The sequence below is a fragment of the Pseudarthrobacter sp. NKDBFgelt genome, from assembly GCF_046097905.1.
GTDB classification, from domain to species: domain Bacteria; phylum Actinomycetota; class Actinomycetes; order Actinomycetales; family Micrococcaceae; genus Arthrobacter; species Arthrobacter polychromogenes.
Map to the genome: position 1 here is coordinate 13,089 of NZ_JBJURL010000053.1, position 15,961 is coordinate 29,049.

Annotated in this window: 14 protein-coding genes and 1 pseudogene; 10 read left to right on the forward strand and 5 right to left on the reverse strand. The window is 64.0% G+C overall.

Going from position 1 to position 15,961, the window contains the following annotated elements; genetic code table 11:
* The first annotated feature begins 55 nt into the window (after nucleotides 1-55).
* Complete coding sequence (locus ACKAE7_RS14265) at nucleotides 56-817, forward strand: SOS response-associated peptidase (protein ID WP_188808810.1); 762 nt, start codon at nucleotides 56-58, stop codon at nucleotides 815-817.
* 42 nt (nucleotides 818-859) lie between these two features.
* Here ACKAE7_RS14265 and ACKAE7_RS14270 read toward each other — a convergent pair whose 3' ends face one another.
* Nucleotides 860-1,282, reverse strand: a complete 423-nt coding sequence (locus ACKAE7_RS14270) for a VOC family protein (RefSeq protein WP_188808811.1) — start codon at nucleotides 1,280-1,282, stop codon at nucleotides 860-862.
* A 19-nt stretch (nucleotides 1,283-1,301) separates the two neighbouring features.
* Here ACKAE7_RS14270 and ACKAE7_RS14275 point away from each other — a divergent pair, with 19 nt between their 5' ends.
* Nucleotides 1,302-1,622 (forward strand): chorismate mutase, encoded by a 321-nt coding sequence (locus ACKAE7_RS14275; RefSeq protein ID WP_066276294.1) that lies wholly within the window; start codon nucleotides 1,302-1,304, stop codon nucleotides 1,620-1,622.
* Between the two features lie 19 nt (nucleotides 1,623-1,641).
* On the opposite strand, the gene ACKAE7_RS14280 is transcribed toward ACKAE7_RS14275, so the two are convergent.
* The gene (locus ACKAE7_RS14280) at nucleotides 1,642-2,031 is read right to left on the reverse strand and encodes a hypothetical protein (protein ID WP_190612421.1); all 390 of its coding nucleotides are present in this window, start codon (nucleotides 2,029-2,031) and stop codon (nucleotides 1,642-1,644) included.
* Nucleotides 2,032-2,193: 162 nt separating this feature from the next.
* Here ACKAE7_RS14280 and ACKAE7_RS14285 point away from each other — a divergent pair, with 162 nt between their 5' ends.
* From ACKAE7_RS14285 to pdxS, 6 genes are all read left to right on the forward strand, one after another.
* Nucleotides 2,194-2,529 carry a DUF6504 family protein gene (locus ACKAE7_RS14285; RefSeq protein ID WP_191034433.1) on the forward strand — a complete coding sequence of 112 codons (336 nt, stop codon included), beginning with the start codon at nucleotides 2,194-2,196 and terminating at the stop codon, nucleotides 2,527-2,529.
* Nucleotides 2,526-6,014 (forward strand): DNA polymerase III subunit alpha, encoded by a 3,489-nt coding sequence (locus ACKAE7_RS14290; protein ID WP_191034434.1) that lies wholly within the window; start codon nucleotides 2,526-2,528, stop codon nucleotides 6,012-6,014. Before ACKAE7_RS14285 ends, ACKAE7_RS14290 begins: the two co-directional genes overlap by 4 nt.
* A gap of 116 nt (nucleotides 6,015-6,130) precedes the next feature.
* On the forward strand, nucleotides 6,131-8,140 hold the full coding sequence (gene thrS, locus ACKAE7_RS14295) for a threonine--tRNA ligase (protein WP_188808815.1): 2,010 nt from the start codon (nucleotides 6,131-6,133) through the stop codon (nucleotides 8,138-8,140).
* A 17-nt stretch (nucleotides 8,141-8,157) separates the two neighbouring features.
* Nucleotides 8,158-8,745 carry an HIT domain-containing protein gene (locus ACKAE7_RS14300; RefSeq protein WP_174181130.1) on the forward strand — a complete coding sequence of 196 codons (588 nt, stop codon included), beginning with the start codon at nucleotides 8,158-8,160 and terminating at the stop codon, nucleotides 8,743-8,745.
* On the forward strand, nucleotides 8,735-9,358 hold the full coding sequence (gene pgsA, locus ACKAE7_RS14305; RefSeq protein ID WP_190612425.1) for a phosphatidylinositol phosphate synthase: 624 nt from the start codon (nucleotides 8,735-8,737) through the stop codon (nucleotides 9,356-9,358). Before ACKAE7_RS14300 ends, pgsA begins: the two co-directional genes overlap by 11 nt.
* A gap of 145 nt (nucleotides 9,359-9,503) precedes the next feature.
* The gene (gene pdxS, locus ACKAE7_RS14310; RefSeq protein ID WP_190612426.1) at nucleotides 9,504-10,430 is read left to right on the forward strand and encodes a pyridoxal 5'-phosphate synthase lyase subunit PdxS; all 927 of its coding nucleotides are present in this window, start codon (nucleotides 9,504-9,506) and stop codon (nucleotides 10,428-10,430) included.
* Between the two features lie 264 nt (nucleotides 10,431-10,694).
* On the opposite strand, the gene ACKAE7_RS14315 is transcribed toward pdxS, so the two are convergent.
* The 3 genes from ACKAE7_RS14315 to ACKAE7_RS14325 form a co-directional block, all read right to left on the reverse strand.
* Nucleotides 10,695-12,707: a M3 family metallopeptidase gene (locus tag ACKAE7_RS14315; RefSeq protein ID WP_408979511.1), complete on the reverse strand. Its 2,013-nt coding sequence runs from the start codon at nucleotides 12,705-12,707 to the stop codon at nucleotides 10,695-10,697.
* A 97-nt stretch (nucleotides 12,708-12,804) separates the two neighbouring features.
* Nucleotides 12,805-13,566 (reverse strand): glutamine amidotransferase, encoded by a 762-nt coding sequence (locus ACKAE7_RS14320; RefSeq protein WP_191034436.1) that lies wholly within the window; start codon nucleotides 13,564-13,566, stop codon nucleotides 12,805-12,807.
* The gene (locus tag ACKAE7_RS14325; protein WP_191034437.1) at nucleotides 13,563-14,855 is read right to left on the reverse strand and encodes a Mur ligase family protein; all 1,293 of its coding nucleotides are present in this window, start codon (nucleotides 14,853-14,855) and stop codon (nucleotides 13,563-13,565) included. Before ACKAE7_RS14325 ends, ACKAE7_RS14320 begins: the two co-directional genes overlap by 4 nt.
* 89 nt (nucleotides 14,856-14,944) lie before the next feature.
* Here ACKAE7_RS14325 and pdxT point away from each other — a divergent pair, with 89 nt between their 5' ends.
* Together pdxT and ACKAE7_RS14335 are read left to right on the forward strand one after the other, a co-directional pair.
* A complete protein-coding gene (pdxT, locus tag ACKAE7_RS14330; RefSeq protein WP_190612433.1) occupies nucleotides 14,945-15,655 on the forward strand; it encodes a pyridoxal 5'-phosphate synthase glutaminase subunit PdxT in 711 nt (236 codons plus the stop codon).
* Between the two features lie 3 nt (nucleotides 15,656-15,658).
* Nucleotides 15,659-15,961, forward strand: a pseudogene (locus ACKAE7_RS14335) (YebC/PmpR family DNA-binding transcriptional regulator); the annotation flags it as partial.

A 15,961-nucleotide genomic window follows, 5' to 3' on the forward strand; every position in this document is an offset into this window, starting at 1 on the left:
GGCCCGCCGGGCCTCCTTGGATGACAGCTTCTGCCGCCGATGGCATGCTGGAGCCATGTGTGGACGCTACGTAATGGCACGCGCCGTGGGGGACCTCCTTGCCGAGTTCGACGCCGAGCTTGAGGACGAGGTCAGCATCCCGCCGTCGTGGAATGTTGCGCCGACGGACGCGGTTCCCATCGTCCTGGAACGCCTGGTGGACGGCGAGTCCGGGAACAAACATGTCCGCCAGCTCCACGTCGCCCGCTGGGGACTGGTCCCGTCCTGGGCCAAGGACCCGGGAATCGGCTCCCGGATGATCAACGCACGCAGCGAGTCCGTCCTTGAGAAACCGGCGTTCCGGAAAGCCATGCAGTCCCGCCGCTGCGCTGTCCCGGCAGACGGCTACTACGAATGGAAGCAGGGGCCCGGGAAGTCCAAGCAGCCCTACTACGTGCACCCGGGCGCTGGCCATGGCCTGGTGTTTGCGGGGCTCTATGAGTGGTGGAAGGATCCCTCCTGGCCGGCAGGGGAGCCGGGCGGGTGGCTGCTCTCAACGTCCATCCTGACCGCTGACACGCCCCCGCCCGGCAGTGAGTCCACGGTGTTTGGAAAGCTCACGGAACTCCATGACCGGGTGCCCCTACCCATGGACAAAGCCACGATGCAGGCCTGGCTGGACCCCCAGGCCGACGATCCGGCCGGACTCGTGGACCTGGTCCGGGCGGGGGTCAAGGACGTGGCCGCTGACTGGCACGTAGAGTCCGTAGGGAAAGAGGTCGGCAACGTCAGGAACAACGGGCCGGAACTGATCCGGCCCGTGGAAGCACTCTTCTAGCAGCGGGCCCTCCAGCAGCCCGGACCAAACCTCGGGGGAGGGCTAAACGGTGACCGCGCCGTCGTCGTCCACTGCCCAGGTGGGGTTGTACGCCACCTCCCAGCGGAAACCGTCTGGGTCCGCGAAGTAGCCGCTGTAGCCGCCCCACGGCTGGGTGATGGGCTCGGCGACGATCTCCGCCCCGGCGGCGGCGGCCTCCTCCATGACGCGGTCCACGTCCTCAGTGCCGGGAAGGTTGTGGCTCAGCGTGATGCAGGGGACACCCCCGGACGCCGTGACGCCGGCGTCTGCCTGCATCTGGCTCACATCCCACAGGGACAGCACAAGCCCGTGGTTCACCTGGATGAACACCACGTCGCCGGGAACTTCCCGGTGGACAGACCAACCAAGCCCGTCAACATAGAAGGCCCGGGACGCGGCAACACTGCGGACGCCCAGTGAAATGAAGTCGACTCTTGGCTGCATGCTTCGATACTGTCAGACGATGGCGACAATTCAAGGAAACGATAGAGATGCTTTGGCCGACAAGGAACAGCTCGCTGCCGTCCGGGTTGCTGTTGACGAAGTGGATGAGCAGATCGTCACCCTCATCGCCCGCCGCGAACGGCTGATCCGCATTGCCGGAACGCTCAAGGGCGACGACGCCGAGGTCCGTGCGCCCGGCCGGGTGGAGCGGATCATCGAACACGTCCGCTCAGCCGCGGAAAAGAAGGACATTGACCCGGACATCGTCGAGTCCACGTACCGGGCCATGATCTCCGGGTTCATCGAACTGGAACTGAAGGTCCACAAAGAGAACAGCTAAGCCCTCCCTGAACGGCTTACTACAGGTTCTCCTCCACAGGGACGCCGTGCTGGTACTCCCTGCCCTCCGCCTCGCTGAAGGCTGACATGAGGTGCCCCTTGCCCAGGCCGTCCAGGGCGGCAAGGGGAAAGCTGCCGGTGATGCTGTTCTCTGAATGGGTTACCCCGGACAGGTCGTAGTCTTCCTCGACTCCCTGTTCGCGGTTGAAGGAATAGAAGGCAATGGCCTTCCCGTTCATGAACTCAATACACAGCCTCCGCTGCGAGGAATAGTCGGGGGTGGCCCCCATCAGCCCCACCACATAGGCGCCCGAATCCGGGATGGTGCCGTCTATATCGAACGTGGCCACCATGGTGGAATCCTGGGCTGTGATGCTTGCCTGCTTCAGAAGTGCGTCTTGGGTTTTCATGGCACAATCCTGCTCCCTGGTGATCGGTCCGTCCACCCTTCCTGTGCAATCTCTTTTGTCGCTCCCTCGACCCATCTATGCTCCCGTTCAGAGCAGGGGTAGACTGGTTCCATTCGAATATGTGTTCGAATGTTTCCAGTTAGATCCACTCCGGGAGGCGCCATGGGTATGTTCAGCGAATCCGTGGAAGTCGACTGCACTGCGGACGGTGAACCCAGCGGCCTGCTGTGGGCAGGGCGGTCCTATGCCGTCTGCGCTGAACCGGTGCGCTGGTACGAACGCCGGCAATGGTGGGCTGAAGAAACCCGCGCACCGCTGGGCAGCGGACCCGGAGTGGTGGACCATGAGATCTGGCGCGTCCAGGTGCTTCCCTCCACCCCGGCGCGAGGTACAGAAGCCGCGGAAGAGCCGCTGACCCTTGACCTCACCCGGCATATCCGCAGCGGCCGGTGGCGGCTCCTGCGTATCCATGACGCACTCCGGCCCTGGACAGCATGAGTTTCACCCATCTTCACGTTTCCACCGCTTTCAGCGCCCACTACGGCGTCTCATGGCCCGAGGAACTGGCGCAGGCCGCCGCCGCTGACGGCGCAACCGCTCTCGCCTGCACGGACAGGGACGGGCTGTACGGAACCATCAAGCACCTCAAGGCATGCATGGCGGCAGGCATCGATCCCATCGTTGGCGTTGACCTTGCCGTATTCGACGACGACGGCGACCACCGCACGCAGCTGGCGGGCAGGGTGGTGGTACTGGCCCGGGGCCACAACAACGGGGCAGGCTACCGCGCCCTGTGCAGGCTGATTTCCGATGCCCACGCCCGCACCACGGGAACAGCCGGTGGAACTGTCCCGGTAGCCGTCACCCGGGCAGAGCTGGCGTCCCGCACCCTCGATCCGCAAACCCTCAAACCGGTGCTGACTGTCCTGCTCGGGCCTGATTCCGACGTCGGACGGGCCATTGGAGGGCGACGTTACCTTCGCCCGCGCACCCTTTTCAAGCAGTGGCTGGATGCAATGCCCCCAGGCACACTGGTGGCCGAAATCGTGTCCCAGCTCAGCGCCCCGGGAAAGCCGTTGAGTACCGCCCACGCCGTCCGGATGCTCAAGCTTGCCGAAGAGCATCAGGTTCCGGCTGTCCTGACCAACGCCGTCAGGTACTGCGCAGCAGACGGCGCCCCCACCGCAGATGTGCTCGACTCAGCCCGCACCCTGAAATCCCTACCCGAACTTGCGGATGAACCGCTGCTGCAGCCAACCGGGCAGGGGTGGCTGAAATTCGCATCGGAAATGCTCCGGCTGGGCAAAGAGATCATTTCAGCGGCAGGATACGGTGCCGCAGACCTGAAACAGCTGATGGCGCAAACTGAGGCGCTCGCCGACCGCTGCCGGATAGATCCGGAAACGGACATGGGCTGGAAGCAGCCGGTTGTGCCCGAAGCCTCAGTCATTGGGATCAGCCAGGATCCACACGTTGAACTGGTGCAGCGGTGCCAGGCCGGTATCAGCCGGCGCTTTCCGGGAATTGCTGGTGCTACCGAAGAGAGGATGCTCTCCCGGCTCGACCATGAGCTGGGCATCATCCGCAACCTCGGGTTTTCTTCCTACTTCCTGACCGTCGCCGAGGTATCACGCATGATCCAGGAGATGGGGGTGCGTGCGGCAGCCAGGGGATCAGGCGCCTCCAGCCTGGTCAATTACCTGATTGATGTCAGCCAGGTGAACCCCCTGCAGCACGACCTCATCTTTGAACGTTTCCTGTCGCGGGACCGGGCCACCCTTCCGGACATCGATATTGACGTTGAAAGCGCAGAGCGGCACAACGTCTACCACCGCATTTTCAAGCGTTTCGGGTCCGAGCGGGTCACCCTGATGAGCATGCAGAACGGCTACCGGGCCAGGGGTGCCGTGCGGGATGCCGGTATGGCCCTGGGCATGGACGGCGACGAGGTGGGGGAGATTGCCAAGCAGCTGTGGCGTTTTTCCGCGCGGAAATTCCGCGAGGCCCTGCAGGAAAAACCTGAACTCCGGGAATTCGCCGGCCGGGTGGAACAGCGGGAAATGGACGGCAACCAGCAGCTTGACCTGCTGGTTGACCTGACGGAACGGCTTGACCGGCTGCCCCGCCATATTTCCATGCATCCGTGTGGCGTCATCCTTGGTGACGCCACCCTCCTGGACCGCACCCCGGTGCAGCCCAGCGGGCTGGGCCTGCCCATGAGCCAGTTCGATAAGCACGACATGGATCCCATGGGCATGCTCAAGCTGGACGTCCTGGGAGTCCGCATGCAGAGCGCCATGGCGTTTGCCGTCCGTGAAGTCATCCGCATCCACCCGTCCAAGGAAGAGGTGGTTGCCGCCGGCCGGCATCCGTCCGGTCCGGGCGGGACTGGTCCTGACTACATTGCCGAGAATGGCCATATCGACCTGAACGCCGTTCCCCTTGATGACGAGGCGACATTTGAACTCATCAGAAGCACCCACACCCTGGGCTGTTTCCAGATTGAATCACCCGGCCAGCGGGAACTGATCGGCAAGATGGCCCCCCGGGAGTTCAACGACCTCATCATTGATATCTCCCTGTTCCGCCCGGGCCCCATGAAATCGGACATGGTCCGGCCCTTCCTGGAACACCGTCACGGCTTCGCGCCCGAGGTCTATCCGCATCCGGACCTGAAACCCGTGCTGGCGGAAACCCATGGTGTCACCGTCTTCCACGAACAGATACTGCGGACCTTTGATGTCATGACCGGCTGCGGCCTGGCCCGGGCCGACGAATTCCGCCGGGCCCTGGGAAACGAGGCTCTCGAACAGGGGGTAGAGGAGTTCTTCCGCAAGGCTGCCCGGATCAAGGGTTACCAGCCAGAGGTGGTGGACAACGTCTGGGGAACGCTGAAGGCTTTCGGAAGTTTCGGATTCTGCAAAGCTCACGGTGCCGCCTTTGCCGTCCCTACCTACCAGTCGGCCTGGCTTAAAGCCCATCATCCTGAAGCATTCCTTGCCGGGCTGTGGGAGCACGATCCTGGCATGTACCCCAAGAGGCTGCTGGTCGCGGAAGCCCGGCGGCTTGGCATTCCCATTCTTCCCCTGGACATTAATCGCAGCAAGGGCGAATACCGGGTGGAAAGGATTGCAGCCGGAAACGATGCAGGCAAACTGGGAATCAGGCTGAGCCTCAACGGCATATACGGGCTGTCCGCAACGGAACTCAAGCGGATCGTTGCGGGCCAGCCCTACGACTCGCTGGCGGACCTGAGAGCACGTTCCCGGGTCAGCAAGCCCAACATCAAGAGGTTGGCCCAGCTGGGGGCATTTGATTCGCTTCACCGTGAGGCGGGCGGCGCGGCTAACCGGGCCGACCTTGTCCATCACTTGCAACAGCTCCAGGGTTCCAGCAGCGGGCGGAAAGGCGTGGAGGTCCTTGAGGGGCAGCTGGCCCTTCCCCTGGGTGATGTTGAGCTTCGCAATGTTAAGCCGGGACTGCCGGCGCCTTCCCTGGTGGAAAACGTCCGTGCCGAACTGGACCTGATGGCAGTTGACGTCAGCAGCCACCTGATGGACAGCCACCGGCCAATGCTGGACAGGCTGGGCGTCATCACGGCGGACAAACTCCTTGGCCTGCGCAACGGGACGGAAGTCCTGGTGGCCGGGGTGCGGGTGGCAACCCAGACGCCGCCCATGAGGGGTGGGAGGAGGGTGGTCTTCATCAGTATCGACGACGGCACCGGTTGCATAGATTCGGTCTTTTTCCATGAAGCCCAGGAAAAAGCAGGGATGCTCCTGTTCGGCACAAGGCTGCTGCTGATCCGCGGGACCACCAGGCGGACCGGGCCCCGGGGAATCAGCCTGAGCGCCAGCATGGCCTGGGACCTTGGCAGGACGGAGAGCCTGCCGTTCCCGGATTCCCGTTTGCAGGAACCGGAAGTCCGGCACCCGCTGGATGGAATCACCAGGAGCCTCGCCATCACGGGATTCAGCGGCTGACCCTTCCGTGCGCCGCGTTGGTCGGGCCCCAGCGGAACCGATAGCATTGACGATGGCTGGCTGTGGTCCCCGTATGCCACAAGCTATGAAGCCTTAACTTTGAATAGGAGACACCCGTGTCAGATGCCCAGCAGATCACCCTTCTCGTCGATGGCGAAGAGACCAAGGTGACTACCGGGACAACCGGTGCGGAACTCTTCTTTGAGCGCCGTGATGTTGTTGTAGCCCGCGTCAACGGCGAACTAAAGGACCTTGACCAGGAGCTCCCGGAAGGCGCCGACGTCGAAGGCGTCACCATTGACTCGCCTGACGGCCTCAACGTCCTCCGCCACTCCACGGCCCACGTCATGGCCCAGGCTGTCCAGCAGCTGCGTCCCGACGCCAAGCTGGGCATCGGCCCGTACATCACTGACGGGTTCTACTTCGACTTCGATGTCGCCGAACCGTTCACCCCCGAGGACCTCAAAACCCTCGAGAAGATGATGCAAAAAATCATCAACCAGAACCAGAAGTTCGTCCGCCGCGTGGTCAACGAGGACGAAGCCCGCGAAGCCATGAAGAACGAGCCCTACAAGCTTGAACTGCTGGGCAAGAAAAACGAGGCTGCAGAGGCCGGCGAAGGCGTGAACGTCGAGGTCGGCGCAGGTGACATCACCATCTACGACAATGTTGAGCGCAAGGAAGGGACCACCGTCTGGTGCGATCTCTGCCGCGGCCCGCACCTGCCCAACACCAAGCTCATCTCCAACGCCTTTGCCCTCACCCGTTCGTCCTCCGCGTACTGGCTGGGTAACCAGAAGAACCAGCAGTTGCAGCGCATCTACGGCACGGCCTGGCCCACCAAGGACGCCCTCAAGGCATACCAGGAACGCATCGCAGAGGCAGAACGCCGCGACCACCGCAAGCTCGGCTCGGAACTGGACCTCTTTTCCTTCCCGGATGAACTCGGCTCAGGCCTCCCCGTCTTCCACCCCAAGGGCGGCATCATCCGCAAGGAGATGGAGGACTACTCGCGCCAGCGCCACGTCGAGGCCGGCTACGAGTTTGTCTACACCCCGCACATCACCAAAGGGCATCTGTACGAGGTCTCAGGGCACCTGGACTGGTACAAGGACGGCATGTTCCCGGCCATGCGAGTGGATGAGGAACTCAACGCAGACGGTACAGTACGGAAGCCTGCCCAGGACTACTACCTGAAGCCGATGAACTGCCCCATGCACAACCTGATCTTCCGTTCGCGGGGACGGTCCTACCGTGAACTGCCGCTGCGGCTCTTCGAATTCGGCGCTGTATACCGCTACGAAAAGTCCGGCGTGGTGCACGGCCTGACCCGGGTCCGTGGCATGACACAGGACGACGCCCACATCTACTGCACCCGCGAGCAGATGAAGGACGAGCTCACCAAGACGCTGACGTTCGTCCTCGACCTGCTCAAGGACTACGGCCTGAACGACTTCTACCTGGAGCTCTCCACCAAGGACCCGGAAAAGTTCGTGGGTGAGGACGCAGCCTGGGAAGAAGCCACGCGTACCCTCTCCGAGGTTGCTGAGGAATCCGGCCTGGAGCTGGTCGCGGATCCGGGCGGGGCCGCCTTCTACGGCCCCAAGATCTCCGTGCAGGCGAAGGACGCCCTTGGCCGCACCTGGCAGATGTCCACTATCCAGCTGGACTTCAACCTGCCCGAACGGTTCGAACTCGAATTCCAGGCCGCTGACGGCAGCCGCCAGCGGCCCGTGATGATCCACCGTGCCCTGTTCGGATCGATCGAGCGCTTCATGGGCGTGCTCACCGAGCACTACGCCGGCGCCTTCCCCGCATGGCTGGCACCGGTCCAGGTGGTGGGCATTCCGGTGGCGGAGACTTTCAACGAGTACATGTTCGACGTCGTGGACCAGCTGAAGGCAGCAGGCATCCGCGCGGAAGTGGACACTTCCTCGGACCGGTTCCCCAAGAAGATCCGCACGGCCAGCAAGGACAAGATTCCGTTCGTGCTCATTGCCGGCGGTGACGATGCCGAAGCAGGCGCTGTCTCGTTCCGCTTCCGCGATGGAAGCCAGGACAACGGCGTGCCTGTGGCAGAGGCCGTCAAGCGGATCACGGAAGCCGTCCGTAACCGGACCAGCTAGCGGAACGGAACAGCACCGTGCAGGAGAACACAGGAGCAGGGTATCCGGGAGATGCCGGCGTTACCGACGACTTTGACCTCGCCGGTGTCCCGGACGCCTTCCAGCGCCTGTGGACTCCGCACCGCATGGCGTACATCAAGGGCGGGCAGCACCAGTTCAAGAACGAAAATGACTGCCCCTTCTGCATCGGCCCCGGACGGACTGACGAGGAAGCACTCATCGTCCACCGCGGAAAGACCTGCTACGTGGTGCTCAACCTGTTTCCCTACAACCCCGGGCATCTCCTGGTGTGCCCCTACCGGCACATCCCGGACTACACCGACCTGACGCTTGATGAGACGGCTGAGTTTGCGGACCTCACGCAGACCGCCATGCGGGTGCTGCGGAAGGTGGCCAATCCGGGCGGCTTCAATCTGGGCATGAACCAGGGTGTTGTTGGCGGTGCCGGCATCGCCGCGCACCTGCACCAGCACATTGTTCCCCGGTGGGGCGGTGACGGGAACTTCTTCCCCATCATCGCCCAGACCAAGGCCATCACGCAGACCCTCGACGAGGTCCGCCAGCAGGTGGCTGACGCCTGGCCCGGGGAGACGGATGCTGAATAGGCACGCGCGCGGATTCTTCACCGCGCTGTTCAGCCCGCTTGCCCGCTGGCTCCTCAAAATCGGAATTTCGCCTGATGCTGTAACGGTTATCGGCACCGCCGGAGTGGTGGTGGGCGCTCTGGTGTTCTACCCGCTCGGCCAGCTGTGGTGGGGAACTCTGTTCATCACGGCGTTCATCTTCTCCGACGTCCTGGACGGAATCATGGCCAGGATGCGGGAGGTGGGCAGCCGCTGGGGGAACTTCCTTGACTCCACCCTCGACCGGATTGCCGACGGCGCGCTGTTCGCCGGCCTGGCTGTCTGGTACTTCACCGGCGGGGCCAACGTCCCCATCGCCGTGTCTGCCATGGTGTGCCTTGTCCTGGGCATGGTGGTTTCCTATGCCCGCGCCAAGGCGGAGTCGTTGGGATTCACCGCCAATACCGGCATCGCCGAAAGGGCGGAGCGCCTCGTCTCGGTGCTGGTTGTCACCGGTTTCACTGGTCTGGGACTTCCGGAGGTGGTCCTGCTGGTGACGCTTTTGCTCCTGGCCGTGGCCAGCTTCATCACGGTGGTCCAGCGTGTGGTCTCGGTGCGCCGGCAGGCCCTTGCGGAACCGTCACCGGCGGATTAACGCGAATTAAGCCGGCCGGCCGCGGTGAGACTAGTATTAGGACTGCCCGGTCAATGGATCCGGCAACCCGGTGTGTGTACACGTGGCATCTCCGTGCCGCCCTGCACGACCGGCGAAGGTCATCTATCTACCCATAGGGGTTTTTGTGTCTACACCTGATGTAAGCAGCGAGGCCGGTACGTCCGCGAACAGCGTCACGGGCAGCAACCGCGTGAAGCGGGGCATGGCTGAGATGCTCAAGGGCGGCGTCATCATGGACGTCGTCAACGTCGAGCAGGCCCGCATCGCCGAAGACGCCGGTGCCGTTGCTGTAATGGCACTGGAACGCGTTCCGGCCGATATCCGCGCCCAGGGCGGCGTGTCCCGCATGTCCGATCCCGACATGATCGACAAGATCATCGACGCCGTCTCCGTGCCGGTTATGGCCAAGGCCCGGATCGGCCACTTCGTCGAGGCGCAGGTTCTGCAGTCCCTCGGCGTGGACTACATTGACGAGTCCGAGGTCCTGACCCCGGCCGACTACATCAACCACATCGACAAATGGAACTTCAAGGTTCCCTTCGTCTGCGGCGCCACCAACCTCGGCGAGGCCCTGCGCCGCATCAACGAGGGCGCGGCGATGATCCGCTCCAAGGGCGAGGCCGGCACCGGCGATGTCTCCAACGCCACCGGGCACATGCGCCAGATCCGCTCCGAGATCGCCAAGCTCGCAGCCCTTCCCGAGGACGAGCTGTACGTCGCGGCCAAGGAACTGCAGGCCCCGTACGAGCTGGTCAAGGAAGTTGCCGCTGCCGGCAAGCTTCCGGTGGTGCTGTTCACCGCCGGCGGTATCGCCACCCCGGCTGACGCCGCCATGATGATGCAGCTCGGCGCTGACGGCGTGTTCGTTGGTTCCGGTATCTTCAAGTCCGGCAACCCCGCCCAGCGCGCCGCCGCCGTCGTTAAGGCCACCACCTTCTTCGACGACCCCGACGTCATCGCCAAGGCCTCCCGCGGCCTGGGCGAGGCCATGGTGGGCATCAACGTCGACGAGATCCCCCAGCCCCACCGCCTTGCCGAGCGCGGCTGGTAGTCCTCTGGTTCGCGCCTGGCGGCGCTGATCCTCTGCGCGCTATTCCCCGTGTCCCGCTAAGGCCGCTTCGCGCCGAGCCGGGACGCGGGGCCCTTTTACGCGCGCTGCCGGACCGCACCGCCCGTCGCCTTGCTGTTGTTGTAACTGACGACGCCGGTTCCTCACCTTTCTCTGGTGGGGGACCGGCGTCGTTTTTTTAATCGAATGCTCCGTAGATGTCGTTATCAGGCCTCAGAACGGCAGGTACGGAGCAATCGATGTGGGTTATTCGAGTCCGCGGCGTTTCAGCAGGGGTTCCAGCGTGGCTTCGCGGCCGCGGAGGATGCGGAAGGATTCCAGCGGGTCGCGGCTGTTACCCCGGGAGAGGAGCTCCTGGCGGAAACGGTCACCGTTGGCCCGGGTGAGTCCGCCGTTCTCGGTGAACCAGTCCACCGTCTCCGCATCCAGGACCTCGCTCCAGATGTAGGAGTAGTAGCCGGCCGCGTACCCCGCGCCGGCAAAAACATGCTGGAAGTAGCCGGTCCGGTAGCGCGGCGGAATCAAGGCGTGGGCGATGCCGGCGGCGGCCAGGGCCTTGTCTTCAAACGCAACCGCGTCTTCGGGAACCTCACTGCCGTCCAGGACGTGCCAGGCCAGATCCAGCAGTGCTGCCCCAAGATACTCGGTGGTGGCAAAGCCTTCACCCCACAGCCGTGAAGCGTCCAGTTTCGATACCACCTCCTGCGGAAGCGGCTCGCCCGTCACATGGTGGCGCGCATAATTCTGCAGCACGTCGGGCCACATAATCCACATCTCGTTGACCTGGGACGGGTATTCCACGAAGTCGCGGGGGACGGAAGTCCCGGAAAACCGGGGATAGGTCACGTTGGACAACAGCCCGTGCAGGGCGTGGCCGAACTCATGGAAGGTGGTCCGCAACTCGTCCAGCGTCAGGAGCGTCGGTTCACCCGCAGGCGGCTTGGAGATGTTCAGGTTGTTGATAACCACCGGCTTAGTTCCCAGCAACGCCGACTGCTCCACGAGGGAGTTCATCCAGGCTCCACCCCGTTTGGACTCACGGGTGTAGTAGTCACCCAGGAACAGCCCGAGCCCCATGCCGTCCTCGTCGCGGACTTCCCAGATGCGGACATCGGGGTGGTACCCGGCAAGGTCCGTCCGCTCATGGAACGTGATGCCGAAGAGGGAAGTTGCGGCAAAGAACACCCCGTCCGTCAGAACCCGGTCCAGCTCGAAATAGGGACGGAGGGCCTGTTCATCAACGTCGTAGCGTTCGCGCCGGACTTTCGCGGAGTAGAAGGCCCAGTCCCAGGCCTCCAGCGGATGGCCCGCGGCCTCGGCCAGGGCCGCGGCTTCGGAGTCAGCGTTCCGCACCGCTGCCGGCGCCATGCGGTTCAGCATGGACTGGACCGACCCGAAATCCGGGGCCGTCTGCCGGTCCACCACCAGTTCGGCGTAGTTGGCGAAGCCCAAAAGCGTTGCTTTCTCGGCGCGGAGCCGGGCCATTGATGTGGCCAATTCCAGCACGTCGAGGCTTCCGCCCCCGCTGCCCCGGGCCACGGACGCTTCGAACAGCCGACGGCGGACCCCGCGGTTCTCGAGGGCGGACAGGGCAGGCTGGTTGGTCGGCTGGATCAGTGTCAGCAGGAATTTGCCGTCATGGCCGGCAGTGCGGGCAGCCTCCGCGGCGGCGGCAATATCATCGGCCGGCAGTCCTGCCAGCTCGCCCGCGTGATCCAGCAGCAAGGCAGCGGATTTCATTCCTTCCTTAACGCGCTGTCCAAATTCGGTGCCCAAGCGGGAGAGCTCGGCGTTGACCTCCTTGAGCCTTTCCCGGGCAGGGCCTTCCAGCTGGATGCCGGACTGGCGGAATTCCTTCAGGTACTCCTCAACAAGCCGCCCGGACTCGGCATCGCAGCCGGCGGTGTCGATGGCGGCGAAGCGTTCGTACAGTGCCCGGTTGAGGAATACGTCGTCCTGATGCGCAGAGAGCAGCGGTGACAGTGCCGTTTCCAGGTCCCGGATCTCCGGGGATGCATCGGCCGAAACGAGTGTGAAGAAGGACGCAGCGGCGCGGTCCAGAAGCCTGCCGGAGCGTTCCATCGCCACGGCCGTGTTCTCGAAAGTGGCAGGGGCAGCGTCATCAACGATGGCCTGGATCTCAGCCAGGTGCTCTTGGAGGCCACCGCGGACAGCGGCTTCATAATCGGCGGTGGTGATCGACGCGAAGGGCGGAATTCCATAGGGCAGGGGACTGGGTGCCATAAGGGGGTTGGTCATGAAGTAAAACCTTTCACAGCAGGCCACGCTTCTCAATGTGAGCCACGCCACCGGCTGCTCTCCGGAACCTACCCTTGTTGCGGGCTCTCCCCAGCGGTCAGCGCGGTCGGCGTGCGGCGTATTCCCGTGCCAGTTCCGCGTAGCTGTCATCGGGGTGGCCCGGAACAAAGCTGCCGTACTTGCGCTCAGCTGCCGTGCGGATCAGGAAGTCCGCGATGGCCGGGTTCTTGGGCAGGAGCGAGCCGTGCAGGTAGCTGGCCACGATATTGCGGTAGCGGGCACCCTCGTGGCCGTCGCTGCTGTTGTTGCCCATACCCTTCGGGGTGGAGCCCAAAGGCCGCACGCCGTTGCCCAGGGTTGTCTGCCCGCTGTGGTTCTCGTAGCCGAGCACTTCCCCGAACTCCGGTGTGGCAACCTTGACGTTGCCAATCAGCCTCTCCTCGGTGCCGTGTGTCTCGACATCGAGGATGCCGATGCCCGGGATGACGGCGCCGGTGCGGGTCTTGAAAAAATGTCCGAAGAGCTGGTACAGCCCGCAGATGACAAGCATCGGCGCACCGTCCTCGGCAAGGTCCTTCAGCACCCCCGCCCGGGCCTGGAGGTCGTCCTGGATGACCAGCTGGCCGCTGTCCTGGCCGCCGCCGCCCACAATGATGTCCACGTCTTCCGGGAACGGATCACCCACGTTGTACTCGAGCAGCTCCGGGGTGTAGCCGTGCCAGTTGATGCGCCGCTGCAGGACCAGGGCATTGCCCCAGTCGCCGTAGATGTTCATGTCGCGGGGGTACAGCTGCACCACCCGGAGGGTCCCCTTGCCCGCGGAGTTGTCCTGTGCGGGATCCGTGCCTGCCTGGCTCAAGAGACAACCTCCACAGTGGTGATTTTGGATAGCTCGCGGCGGATCGCCAGCATGGCCGTGTATGTGCAGAAGATGCGCTTTGGCTTTCCCTGGGCTTCCCTGATGAAGACCGCCAGCGCCGGAGTGATATCCGGCTCCACGTTGCCGATGCGGACGTCGTCATATTGCAGCCGCAGTGCCATGTCGTAGGCCCGTGAGCCGGTGAGCTGGTCCACCCCGCCTTCGCGCAGGGACTCGAACTCCACGTCCCACAGCCAGGACATGTCCCGGCCGTCCGCATAGTTGTCGTTGATGGCGATCATGGTGGCATAGCCGCCTGCAGGGAACGACTTCAGGCCCAGCCGGAAACCGCTGGGATTCTTGACCAGGACCAGGTCCAGGGGCTGGCCGTCAACGGTGAGGCTTTCCCCTCGTCCGAAGGCAGGAGCCACGCGGGACAGCGCCTCGAGGAGGGTGTCATGGTTGGCCGTGGCGGCGCCGCTGCCGCAGATGCTGCGCGCCAGCGTCAGCGCCGCGGCCGCGTTGAAGATGTTGTAGACACCCCGCAGCTTCATGCCCGTGGTGACCGTGGCGCCGTCGTATTCAAACTCAGCGGTGTCCGCGCCGACCTTGCGGAGTACGACGTCGGCGGCAGGCTTCTCCGGAAGTCCCGCCGGAGCGGGACTTCCTGGAGCGGTCCGCATGTCGTCGTCGTTGGGGAAGGTGCTCAGGAGCGAATCGTCCAGACCGAAATATTTCACGCCCTGTCCGGTGAGGGTTTCGGCAATCCGGGCAACCCGGGGGTCTTCGCGGTTCAGCACCACCGTTCCGGTGGTCTTCGCTGCGATGTGCTGGAGGAGCTGGGCCGTCTTGTCGATTTCGCCGAACCGGTCGAGCTGGTCGCGGAGGACGTTGAGCAGGAGGCAGTAGCGCGGGGGAACGCTGTTGACGAAGTGCACGGCGTGGGCTTCGTCCAGTTCCAGCACCGCGACGTCCGCATCCAGCCGGCCGCGCCAGTCCACCTCGCCGAGCAGTGCGGCAGCCACGCCGCGGGTGAAGTTGCTGCCAGTGCGGTTGGTGAAGACCTTCAGGCCCTGGCTTTCCAGCAGTTCCACCACCATTTTGGTGGTGGTGGTCTTGCCGTTGGTGCCGCTAACCACCGCCACCCCATGGGGGAGGGTGCTGAGTGTCCGCCGCATGAAGCCCGGGTCGATTTTTTCAACCACCAGCCCGGGCAGGGCGGACCCGCCACCCCGAAGCCGGGATACCCGGCGGACCAGTTTGCCGAGCAGAACACTGAAGTAGAGCATGTTTTGAATATATCCCAGCAACGGCATGCAACTGCCGCGGACACCGCCACTGCCGGTGCCCGCGGAGGGCGAACCCGTATGCTGGATGGATGACAAATTCCCTTTCGGCTGCTTCCGCGCGCCCGGCTTCAGGCCTTCGGATCGGCGTGCTGGCGCTCCAGGGCGACTTCCGCGAGCACCTGCGGGCCATCGAAGCCGCCGGTGCCGAGGCCGTGGGCATCCGCCGGCCCAAGGAACTCGACGGCCTGGACGGGCTCATCATTCCCGGCGGCGAATCCACCGCCATCGACAAACTTGCCCGGGCCTTTGAACTTGCCGAACCGCTGCGGGAACGCATCGCCGAAGGCCTGCCGGTCTACGGCTCATGTGCTGGGATGATCCTGCTTGCCAACGACATTGCCGATCCCGCGACGGACCTCTCCGGGGCTCCGCAGCAGACCTTCGGGGGGCTGGACATCACCGTCCGCCGCAACGCCTTCGGCCGGCAGCGCGAGTCCTTCGAAACAGACCTTGACTTCAAGGGCCTGGATTTCAGCGCCACCGCGTCCGGTGTTGCACCTGTCCATGCCGTCTTCATCCGCGGGCCGTGGGTGGAACGCGTTGGTCCCGGCGTCGAAGTCCTCGCCCAGGTTGAGCCCGCCGACCCGGAGCACGCGTCCCACGCCGTACCGCTGCCGGGGACGGCTAGAATTGTTGCAGTGCGTTCCGGCCACCTGCTGGCCACCTCCTTCCACCCGGAAGTGACTGGGGAGAAACGCGTACACGAACTTTTTATCCGCATGATCAGAGGAGAAGCGTAAAGCATGTCAGGCCACTCCAAATGGGCAACGACCAAGCACAAGAAGGCCATCCTCGACAGCCGCCGCGCCAAGTCGTTTGCCAAGCTGATCAAGAACATCGAAGTTGCTGCGCGCATGGGCGGCCCGGACCTGCAGGGCAACCCGGGCCTGGAACTCGCCGTCACCAAGGCCAAGAAGACCTCCGTTCCGGCAGACAACATCGACCGTGCCATCAAGCGCGGTGCCGGGCTCACCGGTGAAGTGGTCGACTACACCGAGATCATGTACGAATGCCGCGGCCCGCAGGGTTCCGCGCTGCTTATCGAG

Coding starts and splice junctions, on each gene's coding strand:
- ACKAE7_RS14265 (WP_188808810.1), top strand. CDS start 56: ATGTGTGGACGCTACGTAATGGCACGCGCCGTGGGGGACCTCCTTGCC.
- pgsA (WP_190612425.1), top strand. CDS start 8,735: ATGCTGAATAGGCACGCGCGCGGATTCTTCACCGCGCTGTTCAGCCCG.
- ACKAE7_RS14325 (WP_191034437.1), bottom strand. CDS start 14,855: ATGCTCTACTTCAGTGTTCTGCTCGGCAAACTGGTCCGCCGGGTATCC.
- ACKAE7_RS14290 (WP_191034434.1), top strand. CDS start 2,526: ATGAGTTTCACCCATCTTCACGTTTCCACCGCTTTCAGCGCCCACTAC.
- ACKAE7_RS14270 (WP_188808811.1), bottom strand. CDS start 1,282: ATGCAGCCAAGAGTCGACTTCATTTCACTGGGCGTCCGCAGTGTTGCC.
- ACKAE7_RS14315 (WP_408979511.1), bottom strand. CDS start 12,707: ATGACCAACCCCCTTATGGCACCCAGTCCCCTGCCCTATGGAATTCCG.
- ACKAE7_RS14275 (WP_066276294.1), top strand. CDS start 1,302: ATGGCGACAATTCAAGGAAACGATAGAGATGCTTTGGCCGACAAGGAA.
- ACKAE7_RS14280 (WP_190612421.1), bottom strand. CDS start 2,031: ATGAAAACCCAAGACGCACTTCTGAAGCAGGCAAGCATCACAGCCCAG.
- ACKAE7_RS14285 (WP_191034433.1), top strand. CDS start 2,194: ATGGGTATGTTCAGCGAATCCGTGGAAGTCGACTGCACTGCGGACGGT.
- pdxT (WP_190612433.1), top strand. CDS start 14,945: ATGACAAATTCCCTTTCGGCTGCTTCCGCGCGCCCGGCTTCAGGCCTT.